Here is a 21230-nt window from a genome sequence, read left to right on the forward strand (position 1 = left end):
CGTTTGTATTTCGCGGGTTGAACGAGGGTATGCAATGGGCTTGCTCGACAGCATGGCTGAAGCAACGATCAAAACCAGCGCCACCGGGCAAAGGTTGTATTTCCCCTTTGGCATGTTCGGCCGCGCACGCATTGTACCAAACGAGCAAGAAGAGAATAAAATAAAGGCCTTTGCAAAGCGATCAGTTGTGTTTGGTTCAATCTCCGGCCTTATCTTGTTTATGTTAAAGCCGTCACTTCTTGCGGGGCTGATTGTCATTTTCCTAGGATTGATCATCCAGATTTTTGTGAATTATATGATGGTGCGCAAATACATGCTCTCGGATGAGCGGATGACATGGGCGGATGCAACGCGCATATCAGTCCGCAAATCCGACCGACGCAGCCTGTGGGTGTTCTTTGGTCTCAGTGTTGTTATGACGTTGCTGGGTCTCTTCGTCGCTTTTGCCACCTTCGCTATGAAGCGCGACATATGGGATATGATCTCATTGCTTAGCGGCGTGGCGTTTTTCGGCGCTGGCGCCCTACTCTTTCTATGGATGATCCGTCAGGCAGGCCGACGCGAGTGATGGACGGACTCAACCCGTCTACACCGCCTTCAGATGACGGACCGGGCGGCCGGGCGACAGCGCCTCGGCCGCGCGGACGATGGCCTGGGCGTCGATGCCGTGATGGCGGTAGAGATCGGCGATGGTTCCGGTCTGGCCGAAATGCTCGACCCCCAGCGCCCGCGTGCGGTGGCCGTGGACCGAGCCCAGCCAACCCAGACCCGCCGGGTGCCCGTCCTGCACGGTCACCAGCGCGCAATGGGGCGGCACGCCCTCCAGCAGCCGTTCGACATGGGAGCGCGCGTGGGGCTTGCCGCGCTCGCGCGCCCGCTGGGCGGCGCTCCAGCCGGCGTGCAGACGGTCGGCGGAGGTGACGGCCAGCAGCCCGACGTCGCGGCGGTCCTCGCCGAGCATGCCCACCGCCTCGATGGCTTCCGGCGCCACCACGCCGCTGTAGGCGACCACCACCTGGGCGTTCGGGCCGGGGCGGCGCAGCCAGTAGGCGCCCTGGACAATGCCGTTCTCCAGCTCCGCGTCCATGGTCCGGACCGGCTGTTCCAGAACGCGGGAGGACAGGCGCAGATAGACCGAGCCGCCGGTCTCGTCGCGTAGCCAGTTCCGCTCGTCCGGCTCGCCCTCGCCCTCCCGTTGCATGTAGTCGAAGGCCCAGCGCATGGTGACGGCCAGCTCGTCGGCGAAGGCAGGCTCGAAGCAGGCCAGCCCGTCCTGGGCCATGCCGACCAGCGGCGTGGCGATCGACTGGTGCGCCCCGCCCTCCGGCGCCAGCGTCACGCCGGACGGGGTCGCCACCAGAAGGAAGCGCGCGTCCTGATAGCAGGCGTAGTTCATCTGGTCCGCCGCCCGCATGACGAAGGGGTCGTAGACGGTGCCGATGGGCAGAAGCCGCTCCCCGAACAGCGAGTGGGACAGGCCCAGCGCCGACAGCAAGATGAACAGGTTGGACTCGGCGATGCCCAGCTCGAAATGCTGACCATCGGGCGAGAAGTCCCACGTGTAGGTGGAGGGGATGCGCTCCTTCTTGAACAGGTCGGCCAGCGCGCTCTTGGCGAACAGGCCGCGGCGGTTCACCCAGGCGCCGAGGTTGGTGGAGACCGTCACGTCCGGCGCGGTCGTCACGATGCGCTCCGCCAACTCTGTCTTTTCGCGGCCCAGCTCGTTCAGGATCAGGCCGAAGGCCGCCTGGGTGGACAGCGCCTTCTGCGACGGAGCGGCCAGGGCCGCCGGCACCGGGACCGCCGCCGCGTTGTGGCGCCGCCGCCCCTTGGCCGCGAAGGGCACCCGCTTCAGGAAGGCGTCCAGCTCCGCCTCCGGCAGGGTCAGTCCTTCGAAGCGGTCCCACTCGTGCCCCGGACGGACGGCGTTGGCGGCGCGGAACGCCTCCATCTGCGCCGGGGTCATCAGGCCGGAATGGTTGTCCTTGTGCCCGGCCAGCGGCAGCCCGGCGCCCTTGATGGTGTAGGCGATGAAGCAGACGGGCCGGTCGTGCGTGCGCGCCTGGGCGAAGGCGTCGAGCAGCGAAGGCAGGTCGTGGCCGCCGAGATTGCCCATCAGAAGGGCCAGCTCCTCGTCGCTGCGGCGTTCGATCAGGCGGGTGACCGGCCCCTGGTCGCCCAGATCGTCGAGCAGCCGCTTCCGCCACGCCGCCCCGCCCTGGTAGGTCAGCGCGGAATAGAGCTGGTTCGGGCAGCGGTCGATCCAGTCGCGCAGGCGCTGGCCGCCCTCCTCCTGGAAGGCCGCCTGCATCAAGGCGCCGTATTTCAGGATCACCACGTCCCAGCCGAAGGCGCGGAAGATGTTCTCCAGCCGCTCCCACAGACCTTCACGGATCACCGCGTCCAGGCTCTGGCGGTTGTAGTCGACGATCCACCACGTGTTGCGCAGCCCGTGCTTCCAGCCTTCCTGAAGGGCTTCGAAGATATTGCCCTCGTCCATCTCGGCGTCGCCGACCAGCGACACCATACGCCCCTCGGGCAGGTCCTTCGCCCAGCCCTTGGCCTTCACATAGTCCTGCACCAGCGAGGCGAAGAGCGTCTGCGCCACCCCAAGCCCGACCGACCCGGTGGAGAAGTCGACATCGTCCACGTCCTTGGTCCGCGACGGGTAGGACTGGGCGCCCTTGAAGCCGCGGAAATTCTCCAGATTCCCGCGCGTCTGGTTGCCCAGCAGATACTGGATGGCGTGGAAGATCGGGCTGGCGTGCGGCTTCACCGCCACCCGGTCCTCCGGGCGCAGGGCCTGGAAATAGAGCGCCGTCATGATCGTCGCCAGCGAGGCCGAGGACGCCTGATGCCCGCCGATTTTCAGCCCGTCCTGGTTGGGGCGGACGTGGTTGGCGTTGTGGATCGTCCAGGACGCGAGCCAGAGAACCTTGCGCTCCAGCTCGCGTAGGCAGGCGAGGTCGGCGTGGTTCGGAACGGTCGCGTCCATGTCTGTTCCCCTTTCAACGGAACGGCGGTCGATGATTGGTGAAGCCTATCATTTGTGCCGCGGCAGGCGTTTGCAAAGTGGCGCCTGAAACCGCGTCGGATTAGCATCGGATTGCGCAGAAGCCTTTCAGACAGCATGAAATGCCGAAAATTAAACTCGACCGCATCGACCGCAAGATCCTGGCCCTGCTCCAGCAGGACGGGCGGATGCCCAACAACGAGCTGGCGGAGCGCGTCGGCCTGTCGCCGTCCCCCTGTCTGCGTCGGGTCAAGGCGTTGGAGGACGCGGGCGTCATCGCCCGCCACGTCGCCCTGGTCGATCCCGCCGCGGTCGATCTGCCGGTGAACGTCTTCGTCAGCGTCAGCCTGGAACGGCAGGTGGAGGAGCGGATCGACGCCTTCGAGGCCGCGGTGATGGCCCTGCCGGAGGTGATGGAATGCTATCTGATGACCGGCGACGCCGATTACCTGCTGCGCGTGGTGGTCCCCGACCTCGCCAGCTACGAGCGCTTCCTGAAGGAGCATCTGACGCGGATTTCCGGGGTCGCCAATATCCGGTCGAGCTTCGCGCTGAAGCAGGTGCGCTACCGCACGGCCCTGCCGCTCGGGCATCTGGTGGAGTGAGTGGGAACCCACGAATCCATAAAACAGTAAATATCCAGTTCGGCGTTATTGATTGAATTCCGGCCTTCACCTGTATTGACGATCGATTGCGTGAGTAATTTTATCATTTACTCGCCTCAAGGTTGCCGATTGGAGGGGAACGTCAAACACTTCCTTGCGCGGTGTGATCCCTTCAGCGCCGGCACACCCGGCGACGACCTCCAAACCGCTGGTGAGCCGGACCAAGGAAAGCGAAGCCAGCAACGGCGGCGGGAAGGCCGACCATGTGGACTCGAGCCTATTGGCATCGGCCTTGAAAGGCGACGCGCTTTCGCTGTTTGGCGAATTGTCGACCGACGGCCGAAGCGCATTGGGTCTCTTCGTTTCGTCCGGCCAGATGCCGGCCGACGAAATGAACGACGCATTGTCCGGAAAGCGGAAGGAAACCCGCAGCCAGAGCGCGTCTGCCCGTCATCGATAAGATCGCTGGCCCGGGGCTGCGTCTGGAACAGGCGGTCGCGATCTCGAACGAGATGCGGGGCGCGATGCGGGAGCGCGGTTCGTTGACGGGGCAGACGGACGATGGCGCAGCCACCGTGAGGCTGACGGCGGACGTCGCCTTGAACAAGCTGGTGCGGACGGATTCGGAACGCGCCGCAGGCGCCAAACTGTTCGCTCGGGGCGCAAGTCCGAACGCTTCGATCGGCTGTTGAGGGACACGGCGGAAAAGGACATCGCGTCCATGTGAGCGTGTGTGCGCTGTGACAACCGCGGTCCGCCGACCGTAATCCCGCTTTCAACACGTTCAACATCCCATCGTCCGTACCGCTCATGACGTTCGCAATGGAAGACCTGGGCCGCGTTTTGCCATAAAGAGTATTGGAACAGGGGCGCGCGGCGATTTTTCCCGCTGACAGACCCCGACCAACAGGCAAAGGCATCGGGAAGCAGGACGGGATGATGGACTGGGACAAGTTGCGGGTGTTCCATGCTGTGGCCGAGGCCGGCAGCTTCACCCACGCGGGCGAGGCCCTGAACCTCAGCCAATCGGCGGTCAGCCGGCAGATCAGCGCGCTGGAGGACAGCCTCGGCGTTCCGCTGTTCCACCGGCACGCCCGCGGCCTGATCCTGACCGAGCAGGGCGAGCTGCTGAACCACGCGGCGCGCGACATCTTCGCCAAGCTGTCGATGACCCAGGCGATGCTGAGCGAGAGCAAGGACGCCGCCAAGGGTCCGCTGAAGGTGACGGCCACGGCGGCCTTCGGCTCGACATGGCTGACCCCGCGCATCGGGGAATTCCTGGCGCTCTACCCGGACATCCAGCTCACCCTGCTGATCACCGACACCGAGCTGGACCTGGGCATGCGCGAGGCCGACGTGGCGATCCGCGTCAGCCCGCCGCGCCAGCCGGACCTGATCCAGCGGCATCTGATGACCTTCCGCTCGCACCTCTACGCGCACCGCCGGTACCTGGACCGCAAGGGAGAGCCGCAGACGGTGGCCGATCTCGCCTCCCACGATCTGGTGACCTATCCGCAGGAACTGCGCGCGCCCTTCGCCAACACGCACTGGCTTCGCGATCTGGTGACCGATCCGGTGGCCCGCGACCGGACGGTCCTTCAGGTCAACAACCTGTACGCGATCTTCCGCGCCGTGGAGAGCGGTCTGGGCATCGGCTCCCTGCCCGATTATCTGGTGGCCGGGCTGGGCGACATCGTGCGGGTCCTGCCGGACCAGTCGGGGTCGAAGGTGGACGCTTTCTTCGTCTATCCGGAGGAATTGCGCCATTCCAAGCGCATCGCGGTCTTCCGCGACTTCCTGGTCAAGAAGGTCGCGGAGAGCCAATTCTAATTCCCGCACAGCGGGCTGGCGAATGGGGGCGCGGCGCCGGGCGGGGCCGCGCCCCTTTGTTGTTCCTGCCATCCAGTATACGGCATAGCGTCGCCCATTGGGGTCGCAACAAGGTCATGCCCCCGGCGGTGCCGGGCGGTGCCCACGCCCACTGACCCCGGCGTCCTCCCGTCCCGCACCGTGGGGCCGCGCGATCCGGATCGACCCGGGCCGCGCGGCCCCTTTTTCGTTTGGGCGAGGGGATTGCTGGATGGCGGCCGTCGTGATCGGGGAGGCGAGGGCGAAGCCGCTGACGGGGCGGGCGGTCTTCATGGCAAGGCTCCGATTGGCTTTTGCGGGCGGCGGGGCGCCCCCTTTGTCCCATCGGGCCAATGCTCACATCGCGCGGGCGCAAGATAAACCGCGCAATCGATATGCCTTCCATATCGATATTGCGGGAAAATAGCGCTTCTACGAGACGATTTCCAAAGAAACAGAGTAATCGAAGCGCTCTTCACAGCGCTTCATTTGTTTTTTTTGCAGCGTTACGATCCCATTGGTCACGCGGACTCGGCGATGGGGTCGGCGGGGGCGGACTCGCTGTCGAACAGGTCGGGGAAGCGCCGGGCCAGTTCGGGCAGGGAGGTCAGGATCTCGCGCAGATGCAGGCGCATAGCGGCCTCGGCGGCGTCGGGGCAGCGCGCACGGATGCCTTCGACGATCTGCTCATGCTGGGCGATCAGCCGGTCCAGCGGGGTCGCCTGCGGCAGGCTGAGGTAGCGCACGCGGTCCATCTGGGCCTTGGTCTCCTCCACCACCCGCCAGGCGTATTCGCAATCGACCCCCAGCGCGATGGTGCGGTGAAAGGCCTCGTCCAGCTCCAGGAAGGCCGCCGGGTTGGTGCTCTTGGCGGCCTCGCGCTGCGCCTTCAGGTTGGTCTCCAGTTCCGCGACGGCGCGGGCCGGCAAGCCCTCACCGGCCTTGCGCGCCACCGCCAGTTCCACCGCCTCGCGGACGAAGCGGGCGTCCATCACCTGTTTGGCCGAGATCTTCACCACGAAGGTGCCGCGCTGCGGACGGATGACGACCAGCCCGGATTCACTCAGTTTGATGAAGGCCTCGCGCACCGGCTGGCGGCTGACGCCGAGTTGGCTTGCAACCTCCTGCTCGGACAGCGGCTTGCCGGGCTGGAACTGCATCGTCACGATGGCGTGGCGCAATTCCCGGAAGACGCGGCGCGCCACGGGCTCCGCCGAATCCGGCTCGATCCTCCTCAACATGCTCCCCCCATTCCTTCTTCTTACGGTCCGCTCCGCCGGTGCCCGCCGGGACGATCCGAGGCGGCGGATTTCATCCTGCACCGTTCGCAAGCCCATGGACAACACCATTCTTGTATACTACCATACCAGTCGCGTACCGAACAATCGCCTCCGTGCAAGAGGCGTTTTCCTCAAAGGGGGAGGAGACATGAGCATCATCACCCGCACCTGGCGCGTGGCCGCCCTCGGCTTTGCGCTGGCCACCGTTGCCGGCGGCGCGCTGGCCGCCGACTACACGCTCAGCGTCAACACGGCGCTGGCCCAGCAGGACCCGCTCTACAGGGGGCTGGAGGAGTTCAAGAAGAACGTCGAGGCGCGCTCCGGCGGCAAGATGGCCGTCCGCCTGTTCCCCGGCTCGCAGCTCGGCAAGGACGAGGACGTTCTGGAGCAGGCCCGCGCCGGGGCCGGCGTCGCGGTGGTCGTGGACGGCGGGCGGCTCGCCGTCTTCGTGAAGGAGTTCGGCGTCCTGGGCGGCCCGTACCTCGCCCAGGGCTACGACGGCATCCGCAAGGTCGTGACCTCGCCGCTGTTCGACCAGTGGTCGGACAAGCTGCGCAAGGCGTCGGGTCATCAGGTGCTGTCCTTCAACTGGTGGCAGGGCGAACGGCACCTGCTGACCAACAAGTCGGTGAAGGGGCCGGAAGACCTCGCCGGCATCCGCATGCGCACGCCGGGCGCGCCGGTGTGGATGGAGACGATCCGCGCCATGGGCGCCACCCCGACCCCGATGGGCTGGTCGGAGGTCTACACCGGCCTGCAGCAGAAGGTGATCGACGGCGTCGAGGCGCAGCACCCCGCCAGCTTCGGGTCCCGCCTCTATGAAGTGACGAACCACGTCACCAAGACCGGCCATATCAACCTGATCACCGGCATCGTCACCAGCGCCGCCTGGTTCGACAAGCTGCCGCCGGAGCAGCAGACGATCCTGAAGGAAGAGGCCCTGAAGGCCGGCGACAGCGCGTCGCGCGCCACCCAGGCGTCGCTCGCCGACTTCGAGAAGCAGATGAAGGACAAGGGCATGACGATTGAGGAGATCGACGTGACCCCGTTCCGCAAGGCCACCGCGCCGGTCTACGAGAAGCTGGGCTACGCCGAACTCCACAAGGAAGTGGAAAAGCTGCTGCAGAACTGACGCGGGGTTCGTTCGGCGCTGGGCTTGCCCCCTCCCTGACCCTCCCCTGCGAAGCGGGGGAGGGCCGGGGTGGGGACCAGTCCCTTCCAAATTCGACGCTGTCCGCCGCACCTTCCGCCATCAAGGGACCGCCATCATGTCGTCCTTGTTTCACAAGGGGGAAGCCGTCCTGGCGATGCTTCTCCTCGCCGCCATTGTGCTGCTCGTCTTCGCCGCCGGCGTCATGCGCTGGTTCGGCCATCCCCTGGTCTGGTCGGTGGACGTGGCGCAGCTCCTGTTCGTCTGGGTCGCCTTCCTCGGCGCCGACATGGCGCTGCGCAAGCGCGCCCACATCGGCATCGACTATCTGGTCAAGCGCCTTCCCGACTCCACGCGGGCCACGCTGGACGTCGTGCTGGGCGTGCTGGTCGTCGCCTTCCTCCTCACGATGACGGTGATGGGCTACCGGCTGACCATGCTGAACCTGGAGCGCCAGTTCGGCGACAGCGGCATCAGCTACGCCTTCGTCACCGCCGCGGTGCCGGTGGGCTGCCTGCTGCTCGCCATCACGCTGACCGGCCAGATCCTGGACACCCTGCGCGGTCTGCGCAGCCACCCCAAGCCGGTCTTCGCCCCGGCCCCCAAATCCGGCGAGATCGAGGAGGTCGTGCCGTGACCCTGCTTGCCGTCATCTTCTTCGTGCTGATGGCCTTCGGGCTTCCCATCGCCTTCGCCATCGGCATTGCCGGCTTCTCCTTCTTCGCCACGAACGACATCATCCCGATGTCCATCGGGGTGCAGCAGGTCGCCTCGGCCTCGCAGAGCTTCCCGCTGCTGGCCGTGCCCTTCTTCGTGCTGGCCGGGCACATGATGAACCGGACGGGCATCACCAGCCGCCTGATCAACTGCTCCAACGTGCTGGTGTCCTGGATGTCCGGCGGGCTGGCGCAGGTCTGCATCGTGCTGTCCACGCTGATGGGCGGCGTCTCCGGCTCGGCGGTGGCCGACGCGGCGATGGAGGCGCGCATCCTCGGCCCCAGCCTGATCGCCCGCGGCTACTCCAAGGGCTTCACCTCGGCGACCATCGCGGTCGGCTCGCTGATCACCGCGACCATCCCGCCCAGCCTGGGTCTGATCCTCTACGGCTTCGTCGGCAACGTGTCGATCGGCCGGCTGTTCCTGGCCGGCGTGATTCCGGGCCTGCTGATGATGGCCGGGCTTATGCTGACGGTGTGGCTGATCGCCAAGCGGCGCGGCTACCGCCCTGAGATGGCCGAGCGTCCGACCCTGCGCGCCGTGTGGCGGGCGATGGCCGACGCGAAATGGGCGCTGCTGTTCCCGGTGGCCCTGCTGTTCGCCATCCGCGGCGGCCTGTTCACCCCGTCGGAGGTTGGCGCCTTCGCCGTCGTCTACGCCGCCGTCGTCGGCTTCCTGCTGCACAAGGAGCTGACCTGGGCCGCGGTGGCCGAGGCGCTTCAGGAAGCGGTGGTGGACACCGGCCTGATCATGCTGATCATCCTGTTCTCGGGCATGGTCGGTTACGCCATCATCTTCGAGCAGGCGCCCCAGACCATCGCCGAGGCGATGACCCAGCTCACCACCAACCCGCTTCTGGTGGTGGCGCTGATCCTGATCTTCCTGTTCATCGCCGGCCTGTTCGTGGAAAGCACGGTGCTGGTCCTGCTGCTGACGCCGATCTTCCTGCCCATCGTCACGCCGCTGGGCGTCGATCCGGTGCATTTCGGCATCCTGATGATGACCATCGTCACGCTGGGCTCGATGACGCCGCCGGTGGGCGTGGCCATGTACACGGTGTGCAGCCTGCTCGACTGCCCGGTCGAGGAGTACATCGTCGAATCGCTGCCCTTCGTCGGCACCGTCGTCCTGCTGGTCGCCGTGCTGACGCTGTGGCCGGGGCTGGTGCTGTTCCTGCCGAACATGCTGATGTGAGTCCCTGATGCCAGGGCAAGGGGCGGGCTTGCCTTGGACCGGAGCGTTGATATACTAATATATGGCGCTCCGATCTCTCGGCGGACCCACGGCCGGTCCGGGCACACCAAGCCCCGTCCATGGAGCGTCCTTGTCATTGTGGAAACGGGGCAGGGCCGCGTGTGAAGGGCAAACGCCAAGGGGCGGTCCGGGCAGGGCCGCCCCTTCGCGCGTCCGGAGGCTCTATCTGCCGGTCACCAGGCCCCAGAGCGGCGCGGCCACCTTGTGCACCAGGGGGATCAGCAGGGCGCCCAGCAGCAGCCCGAACACCCCGGCCCCCGCCGCCCCGACCAGCCATTCCACCGCGGCCTTCGCCGCCGGCACGGCCTCGCCCGCCGCCACGGCGGCGCCGTGGATCGCGTGGCCGATCGCGGTCAGGCCGAAGCCCTCCAGCCCATGGATGACGATGCCGCCGCCCACCCACAGCATGGCGGCGGTGCCGACCAGGGCCAGCAGCTTCAGGAACACCGGCATCCCCTTGACCAGCCCGCGCCCGATCGCCTGCGTCACCGGGGCGAGCGCCCGGTCGGCCCCGCCCGGCGCGCCGGGGGAAGGCGTGCGCAGCCCCAGAAGGCTGGCCGCCGGGCGGCCGTTCTGCGCCAGCGACAGGCCGACGTCGTCCGCCTTCACGATCAGCGCCACCGCGCCGTAGACGAGGCCGGTGATGCCCGCCCCGACGACCGCGAGGACGGCCGCCTGCATCCAGAAGGACGAGGTTTCGGCGGCGACCGTGGACAGGACGATGGCCATGATCTCCGCCGACAGGATCAGGTCGGTCTTGATGGCGCTGTTGACCTTCTCCCGCTCGAACTGCGCGGCGTCCCGCCCGGCGGCGCCCGCTCCTTCGGCGTCGTGGTGCGCCGCGTGGGGGCGCAGCGCCTCCCACACCTTCTCCGCCCCCTCGTAGCAGAGGAAGCCGCCGCCCAGCATCAGCAGCGGCGTGATCGCCCAGGGCGCCACGAGGCTGAGCGCCAGCGCCAGGGGCAGCAGGAACACCAGCTTGTTCTTCAGCGAGCCCAGCGCGATCTTGCCGATGATCGGCAATTCACGGTCGGCGGTGAAGCCGACCACGTAGCGCGGCGTCACCGCGGCGTCGTCCACCACCACCCCGGCGGCCTTGGCCCCCGCCCGCGCCGCCTGCCCCGCGGCGTCGTCCAGCGAGGCGGCGGCGACCTTCGCCAAGCCGGCCACATCGTCCAACAGTGCGATCAGTCCCGTGCTCAAGGTCTTGGCTCCCCTCCGTACCGGCGTCCATGGAGCAGACAACGCCGCCGGGGGCAAGCCGGACCTTCGGAAAGCCGGTCAGTCGTCGGCCAGCTGGTCGACGGTGAGCATGTGAATGTCCGGGTCCGGCGCGTCCTGGCCGTCGTCCAGGTAGAGCACCCGGTCCACCAGCACCAGGACGCGCACCCCGTCCACCGGCACGACGTTCAGCCGCCGGTTGATGACGGCGTTGCGGAAGGCCACGGCCCGGTCGTTGTAGGTGACCGACAGCACGTCGTTCGTCCCTTCCAGCATGGGCAGGGCGTAGCGCTCCATCATCTCCGCGGTCAGCCCGTCGATGCGTGGCAGCAGCGAGGAGCCGACGATGTCGAAGCGGTGCCGTTCGATCCAGCGGGCCAGCGGCGGGGACACAGCCTGGGCGATCAGGCCGGGGGTGTAGAGGGTGCATTTCTCGCCCATGCTCCGCACCATCGCCTTCAGGCCGAGGAAGGTGGGGTGGTGGCGGAAATGGCCGGTCAGCACGTCGCGCAACAGCGCCTGCTCCCGCGGGGCGGGCAGGGCGGTCCCGGCTTCCCAGCGGGCCACGGTTTCCTCGGTGGTGGCCAGCATGACGGCGAACTGCGCGCCGGTCAGGCCGTGCAGCCTTCGCAAAGCGCGGACGATCTGCGGCCACTCATGCGCCGGCACGGACGGCTCTCCAGATTATCTCCAAGGGCAATGACGCCAGGATACGCGATTCCTTGGCAAACACATACGCAATCATGCGGGAGGAGTCATACCGGAGTATCCATTTTTTTTGGTTCGCCAAGCCGACAGTTTTGATCCTAAACGCTTGAGGAAGCTGTAATTTTTCGGTCTTGCTGCTCTGCGGGCATAGCGCTTCTGGTATCGGGTATACCACGGCACAATAACCCCATCAGCAAAGAGGAGACACATCATGGCTTACGCTTCCGCCCATCACAGCCATCAGGACGGCCTTCTGTCGAGCATCGCCAAGGGTGTTACGGAGTTCGCCAGCGCCTGGTTCTCGGCCACTCCGCTGTATATCGTATACCAGGCTGTGTCGTCCGGCACCTACGCTCCGGCGGCCCGCACCTCCATGCTCGACCTGCCGACGCTGATGCGCGAATGACCGGCGCCAAGGCCTTCCGGCCCCACGACGCGGCGGCCCGCCTATCCGGGCCGGAAAAAAGGACCGACTCCTCCGGAGCGGTCCTTTTTCGTTTTGCGCTGCTTTACCCGGCGACGGTGAAGGTCGTCGGCGGCTTTCCTTGGCGCTGGCGCTCCAGCATCGTCAGCAACGCCCGATCGAGAAGGCGCGTGTAGGCGTTCATGTCGAACAGCGGCCCGCCGTCGCGTTCGGCGCGCAGCCTTTTCCGGACAACGTCCAGACCGGCGCGGTTGTCCGCCCACTGAAGAACCACGCCTTCGTACTGCGCCAGGGAGTCCGTCACGAAGTCGGGAAGGCCCGCGGTGTGGAGCAGACTGGCGGCGACGCGCGACTGCAGCGTGCGACCCGGGCATGTCACCAGCGGAAGCCCCACCCACAGCGCGTCGCTCGCCGTCGTGTGGGCGCCGTAATGCAGGGTGTCCAGCATCAGGTCGGCGTTCTGGAGCCGGGACAGATGATCGTCCAAGGTCGCGGCCCAGGGCGCGAAGACGATGCGGTCCGCGGCGATGCCCGCCGATCGGGCGGCTTCACGCAGGTTCCGCTCGGCCTCCGCCGTCGTCCGGGCAAGCCACAGTACGGCGTCGGGAATCTTGTGCAGCAACGCCATCCACACGGCCCAGATCTCGGGCGTGATCTTGTAGGCGTTGTTGAAGCAGGCGAGCACGAAGCCGTCCGCCGGAAGGCCGCAGGCCGATCGCGGCGGCGCCGGCGGGACCTCATGACGCCGGTCCCGCGGCAGGAAGCAGCGGGGCATCCGCGCGACCGCCTCGGTGAAGCCGCTCTCCAGGTCCGGCGGCAGGGAGACGGGGTCGGCGACGATGTAGTCGATCCAGGGGGCGCCCAGGGTGCCGGGATATCCCAGGAACTGGACCTGCACCGGTGCCGGCCGGGCGGCGAGGATGTGCGGCCGCGGGTGGCCGGTGTAGCCCTTGAGGTCGATCAGGATGTCGACGCCGTCCCGCCGGATCGTCTCGGCGGCGGCCTCCGCGGTCAGGGAGTCGATGTCGATGAAGCGGTCGACGCCCTCCCGGATGCGGCGGCGCTCGACGCTGTCGTCGTCCGGGCCATAGCTGTAGGCGAGCACGCGGAAACGCGACCGGTCGTGCAGCGCCAGCGCCTCGGCCAGCAGTTGCGCGACCGGGTGCTGGCGGAAATCGTTCGACAGGTAGGCGATGGTGGCCACGTCCGCCTTGCCGGGCTTGGTCTTCAGCCGCACCGGCTTCGCGCGGATGGTCTGCGCGTGCGCCCGCGCCGCCGCCAGGAGCGACCGGGCGGAAACGCGGTGGGACAGCATCATGGAGGCCTGGACCGGCACGCCCTGCGCGGCGATGGCGTCCAGCGCGACCGCGTCGTCGTCGAAGCTGGACCAGTCGCAGGATCGCTGCTTGGTCTGGATCAGCCCGACCGTCGCGGTCGGGTTCCCGGGCGCGATCTTCAGCGCGCGGCGGTAGGCGTCCGCGGCGGCGGCCAGGCGGTCCTCACCCTTGAGCGCGGTCCCCAGGTTGAACCACACCGCCGGGGCGTTCGGCGCCAGCGCCGCCGCTTGGCGGGCGAGACGCCCCGATTGGTCGAGGCGGCCCAGCTGGAAGAGCACCGCCGAGAGGCTGAGCAGCGTGTCCGGACCCGCCGGGTGCAGCGCCCGCGCCTGTTCGAGCGCGCCGGCGGCGCGCTCGTAGGCGCCCATCCGGAACAGCGTGTTGCCGATGTTGAGGAGGATCCCGGGGTGGTTCGGGTCGTAGCGGCGGGCCAGTTCGAAAGCGCTCAGGGCGTCGTCGTACCGCTGGTTTCCGAAGGCGGCGTTTCCGACCGCCGCGTGGAGGTCCCGTCCGAATCCGGCGATCTGCGGAGTCGGCGCGGTGCCCCGGGTCGCCTGTTCGAACAGCGCGACCGCGCGCCCCAGATCGCCGTTCTGGGCCGAGGCCAGAGCGTCCGACAGTTTGCGCATGTCCGGCGCGGAAGGACCGCGGGACTGCCTGTTCTTGTTCATGGTCGATGCTGCCTGAGGAACGTCGTTTCGCACACCAACCGGGCCGCGCCGCGTCTGCCACGGCCCGGTTCGTCCGAGCCGCACCGCCGTCGCGATGCGCTCCATTAGGGTACGCTAACGCGCCACCATCCCGGCGAGGAGAGCGTTGTCGTCGGGTCTGCCTCCACACGCATGCCGTGCCGGACCCGTCAGGCGTCCCCAGCGATCTCCGCCAGAAGCTGGACCTGGAAGGACAGCAGGAAGGCCGCGCGCTCCTGCGCCCGCGCCCGGCCGGCCGGGGTCTGCATGGTGTTGGGCAGCAGCAGCAGCTTCGCCTTGAAATGGTCCAGCGCGTATTGCAGGTCGTCCAGCGGGCGGGCCTCGGCCATCGGGTCCTCGCCGTGGAACAGCGCCCGCTTCATCAGGCCGGAGGTGGCGAAGCAACGGGCGATGCCGATGGCCCCCAGGCTTTCCAGCCGGTCGGCGTCCTGGACCAGCTTCGCCTCGATGGTCAGCGGCGGGATGCCAGCGGAGTAGCTGTGCGCCTCGATGGCGTGGCGGGTGGCGGGGATCAGCGCGTCCGGGAAGCCCATGCCGCTCAGAACCTCCTCCGCCCGGTCCGCCGACAGGCGGGAGGCGCGGCTGCGGTCCGGATGGTCCTTCGGCACGTTCACGATGTCGTGGAGCAGGGCCGCGGCCAGCACGACGAGCATGTCGGCCGGCCTATCGGAAGACGGTCCGCCGTCCCGTTCGGCTTCCGCCGCGGCCAGGGCCTTGGCGGTGCGCCAGACGCGAAGAAGATGGTCGACATCGTGCGCCGGGTCCTCGGCCACGTTGGAACGCAGCCATGTGGTGATGGAGCTTTCCCAAACATCGACATCGCTGAGCACAACATCTTTTGGCATGAGCGCTCGTCCTCTTTCGTGCTTTTTACATAATATGGGGAGGGGCAAGGCCTTTGTCCCGAAATCATTTGTGGGCGGGCTTCCCCCACCCCGAATCGGGACTCCGAAATCAGTTCCCTCCTCTCCGGAATGGTTGCATCGCGCCGAATGACCGATGACCGCGGGCCGTCCCGCCGTTAAGGTGACGCCCGCCCGGAACGGGCCGACCGACAGGCAGAGGGGAGACATGCAGCCGATCATTCAGGTGCGTGGGCTGGAAAAGACCTACGCCACCGGCTTCCAGGCGCTGAAGGGGGTCGATCTCGACATCCGCCGCGGTGAGATCTTCGCCCTGCTGGGACCGAACGGGGCCGGCAAGACGACGCTCATCAGCGTTGTCTGCGGCATCGTCAACGCCACCGCGGGCACCGTGACGGTCGACGGGCACGACATCGTGCGCGACTGGCGCGCCGCGCGATCGCTGATCGGCCTCGTCCCGCAGGAACTGACGACCGAGGCGTTCGAGAGCGTCTGGGCCACCGTCAGCTTCAGCCGCGGGCTGTTCGGCAAGCCGCCCGATCCCGCCCACATCGAGAAGGTGCTGAAGGACCTGTCCCTCTGGAACAAGAAGGACAGCAAGGTCATGGCGCTGTCCGGCGGCATGAAACGCCGCGTGATGATCGCCAAGGCCCTGTCGCACGAGCCGCGCATCCTCTTCCTCGACGAGCCGACCGCCGGTGTGGACGTGGAGCTTCGCCGCGGCATGTGGGAGATGATCGGGCGGCTGCGCGACAGCGGCGTGACCATCATCCTGACCACCCACTACATCGAGGAGGCGGAGGAGATGGCCGACAGCATCGGCGTCATCTCCAACGGCCGCATCGTGCTGGTCGAGGACAAGGCCGCGCTGATGCGCAAGCTCGGCAAGCGGCTGCTGACCCTGCAGCTCCAGAACCCGCTGGAGGCCATCCCGACGGAGCTGGCCGGCTATCCCCTGACCCTGTCCGGCGACGGGCGGGAGCTGGTCTACAGCTTCGACACGCAGGACGACCAGACGGGCATCGCCCGGCTTCTCCGCAAGCTCGGCGACCACGGCATCGATTTCACGAACCTGCACACCGAGGAAAGCTCCCTCGAGGAGATCTTCGTCAGCCTTGTGAAGGAGCGGGCATGACCTTCCCCATCAACCTTCATGCGGTCAAGGCCATCTACCTGTTCGAGCTGGCCCGCACTTGGCGCACCCTGTTCCAGAGCATCGCGGCGCCGGTCATCTCGACCTCGCTCTACTTCATCGTCTTCGGCGCGGCCATCGGCGGGCGCTTCACGGCGGTGGACGGGGTGAGCTACGGCGCCTTCCTGGTGCCCGGCCTCGTCATGATGTCGGTGCTGACGGAAAGCGTGTCCAACGCCTCCTTCGGCATCTATATGCCGCGCTACTCCGGCACGATCTACGAGGTGCTGTCGGCCCCGATCTCGGCCTTCGAGACGGTGCTCGGCTATGTCGGGGCGGCGGCGACCAAGTCGATGATCCTCGGCGTGCTGATCCTGCTGACCGCCCGGCTGTTCGTCGACTACTCGATCCAGCATCCGTTCTGGATGGTCGCCTTCCTGGTGCTGACCTCGGTCACCTTCAGCCTGTTCGGCTTCATCCTGGGCGTCTGGGCGGACGGCTGGGAGAAGCTGCAGATCGTGCCGATCCTGGTGATCACGCCGCTGGCCTTCCTCGGCGGCAGCTTCTACTCGATCAGCATGCTGCCGCCGCTGTGGCAGAAGATCACCCTGTTCAACCCGGTCGTCTATCTGGTCAGCGGCTTCCGCTGGAGCTTCTACGGCCAGGCCGACGTGCCGGTGGGGATCAGCCTCGCCATGACCGCGCTGTTCCTGGCGCTTTGCCTGACGGCGGTCTGGTGGATCTTCCGCACCGGCTACAAGCTGAAGAACTGAAAGCTGGACGATTGACCGGCCAGGAGGGCGGGGGTCACGCCCCGCCCTCCATTTTTTTACCTTCATCCAGCATCCCGTGTGCGCGGTGCCATTCCTCCAGCGATTCCGGCGGGTAATCGTCGCTGCGCTCGTCTCCCGGCCCGGCCTCGACCGGGACCCAGTTGGCCTTCGATCCCAGCATCATGTGGACGTGGGCCGGCGCCTCCGGCAGAGGACTGTCGATGGCGCTGGCGAAGGGATGGACCAGCTCCGGCCAGCGCGGGTCGCTGACCCACAGGGCGGAGCCGCAGCGCGAGCAGAAGCGCCGCTCGCCGGGGCTTTCCTCCCCGTCGATGCGGGCGTGGAAGACGGTGATGTGCTCCGCCCCCGTCACCTCCAGCGTGTCGGCCTTGGCCCCCAGATTGATGGCGTAGCCGCCCCCGCCCGCCGTCTTGCGGCAGATCGAGCAGTGGCAGCGCAGGTAGGGGACCGGCGCGTAGGCGTCCACCGAGAAACGCACCGCGCCGCAGTGGCAGGACCCGTCGAGCTTCATCCGTCCTTTCCTCCCGTCCTCGGGCGCCCGGCTGCGGCGCCGCACCCGTCCAACCCGCCCGGTCCGGGAAAGTTTCCAGGCGACGCCGCCCTCACACGTCGACCACCGGGGCCATCGCCTCGGCCATCGCCAGCAGGGCGGCATCCTGGAAACGCGGGGCCACCAGCTGCACCCCCACCGGAAGCCCGCGCGGCCCGCGGCCGCAGGGCATGGCGAGGCAGGGAACGTGCAGCACCGTCCAGATCGAATTGAAGATGTGGTCGCCGGTGGTGTGCAGCCCCTCCGGTGCCTCGCCCGGCGCGGGTGGGGTCAGGATCACGTCGATGGACTCGAACAGGGCGGCGAAGCGCGGCCGGCAGGTGTCGGCGACGTCGTAGGCTTCGGTCAGGGTGCGCGCGGTGATGCCGTGGTTGTGCTCGCAATGGTCGGCCAGTTCGGGGTGCAGCCGATGGCGGTCGCTGAGGTAAAGGTCGAGGAAGGAGGCCCGCCCCTCGCCGCGGCGGATCACGTCCTGCACCTCGGCCAGGGTCGAGAACGCCTCCGGCAGCTCGAAGGGCACGACCACCGCGCCGGCTTCCTCCAGCCGCCGGGCGGCGAGCAGCAGCGCCGCCTCGCCCGCCGGCTCGATGCGCGACCAGACGGGGGAGCGGCAGAGCCCGACGCGCAGGCCCGCCAGTTTGACCAGCGGCGTCTTGCCCATGCCTTCCAACCGGAACGCCTCGGCCATCAGGGCGAGGTCGGCCACCGAACGCCCGTACCAGCCGAGCGTGTCGAGGGACACCGCGTAGTGCTTCATCCCCTCGCGGCTGACCACGCCCCAGGTCGGCTTGAACCCGTAGATGCCGTTGAAGGCGGCGGGGCGGATGTGCGAACCGCCGGTCTGGGTGCCGAAGGCCAGCGGCACATGCCGGTCCCCCACCGCCGCCCCCGACCCGGAGGAGGAGCCGCCCGGCGTGTGGGCGGGGTTCACCGGATTGCGCGTCGCCGCCTTGCGTCCGCCGGAGGCGAACTCCACCGTGTCGGTCTTGCCCATCAGGATGCCGCCGGCGCTGCGCGCGATGGCCACGCAGGCGGCGTCGCGGGCGGGCCGGTGGCCCTGGAAGATCGGCGAATTCTGAGTCGTCGGCAGGTCGGCGGTGTCGATGACGTCCTTCACGCCGAAGGGCAGGCCGTGCAGCGGGCCGGCGGCGGGGCGCTTGTCGGACTCCCGCGCGGCGGCCAGCGCCAGGGCGGGATCGACGGTGATCCAGGCGCGCACCTCCGGATCGCGGTCTTCGATTCGCTCCAGGCAGGAGCGGACCAGCGCCTCGCTGGTCAGGCGACCGTCGCGGATGGCGTGGGCGGCCTCGCTGGCCGTGAGTTCGAACGGTTCCATGGCGGGTCCTTCCGGAAAGATCAGGCGGGCCGGAGACTCAGAGGGGAAGGGCGGGGCGCTGGCGGTGGTGGTCGGTCGCCGCCTGGAAGGCCGCCCCGGCGCGGAAGACCAGCGGCTCGTCGAACCAGCGCCCGACGATCTGCATCCCCACCGGCATCCCGTCGCCGTCGAAGCCGCAGGGCACCGACATGGCGGGCAGGCCGAGTGCGCCGAAGCCGTAGGTGAAGCGGCTGACCGCCCGCGTCGCCTCGATCATGTCGCCGCTGTCGAAGATGCGCGGCGCCACGATGGGGGCGGTCGGGGTGAGGATCAGGTCCACCCGCTCGAACAGCGCGCGGAACCGCAGCTTCCAGGACGCCAGCCAGCGCCGCGATTCCGCGTACTGCACGCCGCTCACCGGCAGGCCAAGCTGCAGGCGGCGCAGCACCTCCGGCCCGATGGACTCCGGGGCGGTCTCCATCTTGTCGAGGTGGTATTGCGCCATGTCGGCGACGAGGAGCGAGAAGGCAGTGCGGGCCTGCGCCACTTCCGCGTCCTCGATGGTGATGTCGACCAGGATGGCGCCGGCCTTCTCCAGCACCGCCGCCGCCGCGCGCACCCGCTCCGCCACCGCGGGCTGGAGGTTGTCGAAGTAGAAGTTGCGCGGCAGACCGATGCGCACGCCGGCGATGCCCGCCTTGAGGTCCGGCAGGAAGTTGCCGAGCGGCACGTCGGCCGAATTGGGGTCCTCCGGGTCGTAGCCGGCGATCGCGGCGAAGGCGCGCGCCACGTCGGCGACCGACTGGGCCAGCGGGCCGACGGTGTCGAAATCGACGCTGCACGGGATCACGCCGGTGTTGGACACCCGGCCGACGCTGGGCCGCAGCCCGACCACCCCGCAGAGCGCCGCCGGGATGCGGATGGAGCCGCCGGTGTCGGTGCCGATGGACACCCGGCACAGCCCGGCCGCGACCGACGCCGCCGACCCGCCGCTCGACCCGCCGGGGACACGGCCGGTGTCCCAGGGATTCCGGCAGGGGCCGTGATGCTCGTTCTGGTTCGTCGAGCCCAGGCAGAATTCGGACAGGTTGTTGCGCCCGACCAGGATGGCGCCAGCGTCGCGCAGGCGGCGGATCACAGGGGCGTCCCGATGCCCCATCCGGGCGAAGCGGGCCGACGAGCCGTAGCTGGTCGTCTCCCCGGCCAGTTCGAAGCAGTCCTTGACGGTGACCGTCACCCCGTCCAGCAGGCCGGGCCAGTCGCCCGCCGCCCGCGCCTCGTCCTGCGCCCGCGCCCGGCGGACCGCCCCGTCGGCGTCCACCGCCAGCAGGGCGTTGACGATCGGGTTCAGGCTCTCGATGCGGGCGAGGCGGGCGCGGGTTTCCGCCTCGCTGGCGCCGGGCATGGAGGGGCTGTCGCCGCCGGACCGGGCCGGATGCGTTGTCGAAAGTTCGGACATGCGTTGCTGCTTTCCGCTCGCGTGCCGGATGGCTTCGGACGAACTGCTCCGGCGACGGCCTGTTGAAGTCGCTTCGTTGCGCTTAGGTGTGGGGCCGCCGGGTCAGGCGGCGTCCGCCAGCGCGAGATGGGCGATGACCGCATCCAGCGGCATCACGTCGGCGTATTTCTTGCCCATGTCGAACAGGTTGGCGCGGTGCGGCTCCTCCGCCCGGTCGCCGACGCACTCCTCCACGATGATCGGGCGCAGCCCGTGGGCGGAGGCGTCGATCACGCTGGCCCGCACGCAGCCCGAGGTTGTGCAGCCGGTAACCAGCAGCGTGTCGACCGCGTTCGCCCGCAGCCAGGACGACAGGGCGGTGCCGAAGAAGGCCGAGGCGTGCTGCTTGCGCACGATGAACTCGTTGGGCAGCGGGGCGACCTCCGGAGCGAAGGCGACGTCGGGGGAATCGGCGGTCAGGGTCAGCAGCGACGGGATCTTTTCGCCGAACGGGCCGATGCCGCCCGGAGCCTCCGGCGCGATGAAGCAGGCGTGGGCGATCGGCATGCCCAGGGGACGAACATGTCCGAGCAACTTTCCCGTGGCAGTGATGGCGCTGTTGATGTTGAAGCCGCCGAAGGCGTCCTCGCGCGTGAAACCAATCTGGAAGTCGATGATGAGGAGGGCGCACTTGCGGCCGAAGCCGAGCGGTTTGCCAATGCCCTGGCGGTCGTAGATGGAAAGATCGCTCATTTCAGGAGGTTCCTTCTTCCGCTGCAGCGCCGCATCACGGGCGCCCAACCAGAATACAACGAGGTTTTTTTGCATTCAAAGTCCATAGTTTCACCATTTCAAAACCGCCATTGCCCGC

The 21230-nt window shown here is 67.9% G+C and carries 20 protein-coding genes; 10 read left to right on the forward strand and 10 right to left on the reverse strand.

Going from position 1 to position 21230, the window contains the following annotated elements; all coding sequences use genetic code 11:
* Positions 1-34 precede the first annotated feature (34 nt).
* On the forward strand, positions 35-568 hold the full coding sequence (locus ABVN73_RS21345) for a hypothetical protein (protein ID WP_353861214.1): 534 nt from the start codon (positions 35-37) through the stop codon (positions 566-568).
* Between the two features lie 18 nt (positions 569-586).
* Here the strand turns inward: ABVN73_RS21345 and ABVN73_RS21350 are convergent, their stop codons facing one another.
* Positions 587-2995 (reverse strand): transketolase, encoded by a 2409-nt coding sequence (locus ABVN73_RS21350; protein WP_353861215.1) that lies wholly within the window; start codon positions 2993-2995, stop codon positions 587-589.
* Between the two features lie 140 nt (positions 2996-3135).
* On the opposite strand from ABVN73_RS21350, the gene ABVN73_RS21355 reads away from it, so the two are divergent.
* From ABVN73_RS21355 to ABVN73_RS21365, 3 genes are all read left to right on the forward strand, one after another.
* Positions 3136-3618, forward strand: coding sequence for an Lrp/AsnC family transcriptional regulator (locus tag ABVN73_RS21355; RefSeq protein ID WP_145624813.1), 483 nt, complete (start codon positions 3136-3138; stop codon positions 3616-3618).
* A 154-nt stretch (positions 3619-3772) separates the two neighbouring features.
* On the forward strand, positions 3773-4078 hold the full coding sequence (locus tag ABVN73_RS21360) for a hypothetical protein (RefSeq protein ID WP_353861216.1): 306 nt from the start codon (positions 3773-3775) through the stop codon (positions 4076-4078).
* Between the two features lie 479 nt (positions 4079-4557).
* Positions 4558-5448: a LysR family transcriptional regulator gene (locus ABVN73_RS21365; RefSeq protein WP_353861440.1), complete on the forward strand. Its 891-nt coding sequence runs from the start codon at positions 4558-4560 to the stop codon at positions 5446-5448.
* Positions 5449-5987: 539 nt separating this feature from the next.
* On the opposite strand, the gene ABVN73_RS21370 is transcribed toward ABVN73_RS21365, so the two are convergent.
* Positions 5988-6707: a GntR family transcriptional regulator gene (locus ABVN73_RS21370; protein ID WP_353861217.1), complete on the reverse strand. Its 720-nt coding sequence runs from the start codon at positions 6705-6707 to the stop codon at positions 5988-5990.
* A 187-nt stretch (positions 6708-6894) separates the two neighbouring features.
* Here ABVN73_RS21370 and ABVN73_RS21375 point away from each other — a divergent pair, with 187 nt between their 5' ends.
* The 3 genes from ABVN73_RS21375 to ABVN73_RS21385 all read left to right on the forward strand — a co-directional run bounded on the left by ABVN73_RS21375 (position 6895) and on the right by ABVN73_RS21385 (position 9807).
* On the forward strand, positions 6895-7878 hold the full coding sequence (locus ABVN73_RS21375; RefSeq protein ID WP_353861218.1) for a C4-dicarboxylate TRAP transporter substrate-binding protein: 984 nt from the start codon (positions 6895-6897) through the stop codon (positions 7876-7878).
* A gap of 136 nt (positions 7879-8014) precedes the next feature.
* Complete coding sequence (locus tag ABVN73_RS21380; RefSeq protein WP_353861219.1) at positions 8015-8533, forward strand: TRAP transporter small permease; 519 nt, start codon at positions 8015-8017, stop codon at positions 8531-8533.
* Positions 8530-9807 carry a TRAP transporter large permease gene (locus ABVN73_RS21385; protein ID WP_353861220.1) on the forward strand — a complete coding sequence of 426 codons (1278 nt, stop codon included), beginning with the start codon at positions 8530-8532 and terminating at the stop codon, positions 9805-9807. Before ABVN73_RS21380 ends, ABVN73_RS21385 begins: the two co-directional genes overlap by 4 nt.
* Positions 9808-10029: 222 nt before the next feature.
* Here the strand turns inward: ABVN73_RS21385 and ABVN73_RS21390 are convergent, their stop codons facing one another.
* Positions 10030-11070 carry a DUF808 domain-containing protein gene (locus ABVN73_RS21390; RefSeq protein WP_353861221.1) on the reverse strand — a complete coding sequence of 347 codons (1041 nt, stop codon included), beginning with the start codon at positions 11068-11070 and terminating at the stop codon, positions 10030-10032.
* Positions 11071-11148: 78 nt separating this feature from the next.
* Positions 11149-11757: a hypothetical protein gene (locus tag ABVN73_RS21395; protein ID WP_353861222.1), complete on the reverse strand. Its 609-nt coding sequence runs from the start codon at positions 11755-11757 to the stop codon at positions 11149-11151.
* A gap of 250 nt (positions 11758-12007) precedes the next feature.
* Between ABVN73_RS21395 and ABVN73_RS21400 the strand changes: the two genes are divergently transcribed.
* Entirely contained in the window at positions 12008-12202 is a 195-nt protein-coding gene (locus ABVN73_RS21400; RefSeq protein WP_353861223.1) for a hypothetical protein, read from the forward strand.
* Positions 12203-12305: 103 nt separating this feature from the next.
* Here the strand turns inward: ABVN73_RS21400 and ABVN73_RS21405 are convergent, their stop codons facing one another.
* Together ABVN73_RS21405 and ABVN73_RS21410 are read right to left on the reverse strand one after the other, a co-directional pair.
* On the reverse strand, positions 12306-14228 hold the full coding sequence (locus ABVN73_RS21405; RefSeq protein WP_353861224.1) for a tetratricopeptide repeat protein: 1923 nt from the start codon (positions 14226-14228) through the stop codon (positions 12306-12308).
* A 188-nt stretch (positions 14229-14416) separates the two neighbouring features.
* A complete protein-coding gene (locus ABVN73_RS21410) occupies positions 14417-15112 on the reverse strand; it encodes an HD domain-containing protein (RefSeq protein WP_353861225.1) in 696 nt (231 codons plus the stop codon).
* A gap of 226 nt (positions 15113-15338) precedes the next feature.
* Here ABVN73_RS21410 and ABVN73_RS21415 point away from each other — a divergent pair, with 226 nt between their 5' ends.
* On the forward strand, positions 15339-16265 hold the full coding sequence (locus ABVN73_RS21415) for an ABC transporter ATP-binding protein (protein ID WP_353861226.1): 927 nt from the start codon (positions 15339-15341) through the stop codon (positions 16263-16265).
* Positions 16266-16273: 8 nt separating this feature from the next.
* Positions 16274-17035, forward strand: a complete 762-nt coding sequence (locus tag ABVN73_RS21420; RefSeq protein WP_035680189.1) for an ABC transporter permease — start codon at positions 16274-16276, stop codon at positions 17033-17035.
* A 34-nt stretch (positions 17036-17069) separates the two neighbouring features.
* Here the strand turns inward: ABVN73_RS21420 and ABVN73_RS21425 are convergent, their stop codons facing one another.
* From ABVN73_RS21425 to ABVN73_RS21440, 4 genes are all read right to left on the reverse strand, one after another.
* Complete coding sequence (locus ABVN73_RS21425; RefSeq protein WP_353861227.1) at positions 17070-17567, reverse strand: GFA family protein; 498 nt, start codon at positions 17565-17567, stop codon at positions 17070-17072.
* A 91-nt stretch (positions 17568-17658) separates the two neighbouring features.
* On the reverse strand, positions 17659-18942 hold the full coding sequence (locus tag ABVN73_RS21430; RefSeq protein ID WP_353861228.1) for an amidase: 1284 nt from the start codon (positions 18940-18942) through the stop codon (positions 17659-17661).
* Between the two features lie 37 nt (positions 18943-18979).
* Positions 18980-20380 carry an amidase gene (locus ABVN73_RS21435; protein ID WP_353861229.1) on the reverse strand — a complete coding sequence of 467 codons (1401 nt, stop codon included), beginning with the start codon at positions 20378-20380 and terminating at the stop codon, positions 18980-18982.
* 102 nt (positions 20381-20482) lie between these two features.
* Positions 20483-21112 carry an isochorismatase family protein gene (locus ABVN73_RS21440; protein WP_353861230.1) on the reverse strand — a complete coding sequence of 210 codons (630 nt, stop codon included), beginning with the start codon at positions 21110-21112 and terminating at the stop codon, positions 20483-20485.
* Positions 21113-21230 lie beyond the last annotated feature (118 nt).

The sequence above is a fragment of the Azospirillum formosense genome, from assembly GCF_040500525.1.
In the GTDB taxonomy this organism is placed as follows: Bacteria; Pseudomonadota; Alphaproteobacteria; order Azospirillales; family Azospirillaceae; genus Azospirillum; species Azospirillum formosense_A.

Coding starts and splice junctions, on each gene's coding strand:
- ABVN73_RS21410 (WP_353861225.1), bottom strand. CDS start 15,112: ATGCCAAAAGATGTTGTGCTCAGCGATGTCGATGTTTGGGAAAGCTCC.
- ABVN73_RS21405 (WP_353861224.1), bottom strand. CDS start 14,228: ATGAACAAGAACAGGCAGTCCCGCGGTCCTTCCGCGCCGGACATGCGC.
- ABVN73_RS21370 (WP_353861217.1), bottom strand. CDS start 6,707: ATGTTGAGGAGGATCGAGCCGGATTCGGCGGAGCCCGTGGCGCGCCGC.
- ABVN73_RS21345 (WP_353861214.1), top strand. CDS start 35: ATGGGCTTGCTCGACAGCATGGCTGAAGCAACGATCAAAACCAGCGCC.
- ABVN73_RS21415 (WP_353861226.1), top strand. CDS start 15,339: ATGCAGCCGATCATTCAGGTGCGTGGGCTGGAAAAGACCTACGCCACC.
- ABVN73_RS21430 (WP_353861228.1), bottom strand. CDS start 18,942: ATGGAACCGTTCGAACTCACGGCCAGCGAGGCCGCCCACGCCATCCGC.
- ABVN73_RS21380 (WP_353861219.1), top strand. CDS start 8,015: ATGTCGTCCTTGTTTCACAAGGGGGAAGCCGTCCTGGCGATGCTTCTC.
- ABVN73_RS21375 (WP_353861218.1), top strand. CDS start 6,895: ATGAGCATCATCACCCGCACCTGGCGCGTGGCCGCCCTCGGCTTTGCG.
- ABVN73_RS21425 (WP_353861227.1), bottom strand. CDS start 17,567: ATGAAGCTCGACGGGTCCTGCCACTGCGGCGCGGTGCGTTTCTCGGTG.
- ABVN73_RS21400 (WP_353861223.1), top strand. CDS start 12,008: ATGGCTTACGCTTCCGCCCATCACAGCCATCAGGACGGCCTTCTGTCG.
- ABVN73_RS21440 (WP_353861230.1), bottom strand. CDS start 21,112: ATGAGCGATCTTTCCATCTACGACCGCCAGGGCATTGGCAAACCGCTC.
- ABVN73_RS21365 (WP_353861440.1), top strand. CDS start 4,558: ATGGACTGGGACAAGTTGCGGGTGTTCCATGCTGTGGCCGAGGCCGGC.
- ABVN73_RS21435 (WP_353861229.1), bottom strand. CDS start 20,380: ATGTCCGAACTTTCGACAACGCATCCGGCCCGGTCCGGCGGCGACAGC.
- ABVN73_RS21355 (WP_145624813.1), top strand. CDS start 3,136: ATGCCGAAAATTAAACTCGACCGCATCGACCGCAAGATCCTGGCCCTG.
- ABVN73_RS21350 (WP_353861215.1), bottom strand. CDS start 2,995: ATGGACGCGACCGTTCCGAACCACGCCGACCTCGCCTGCCTACGCGAG.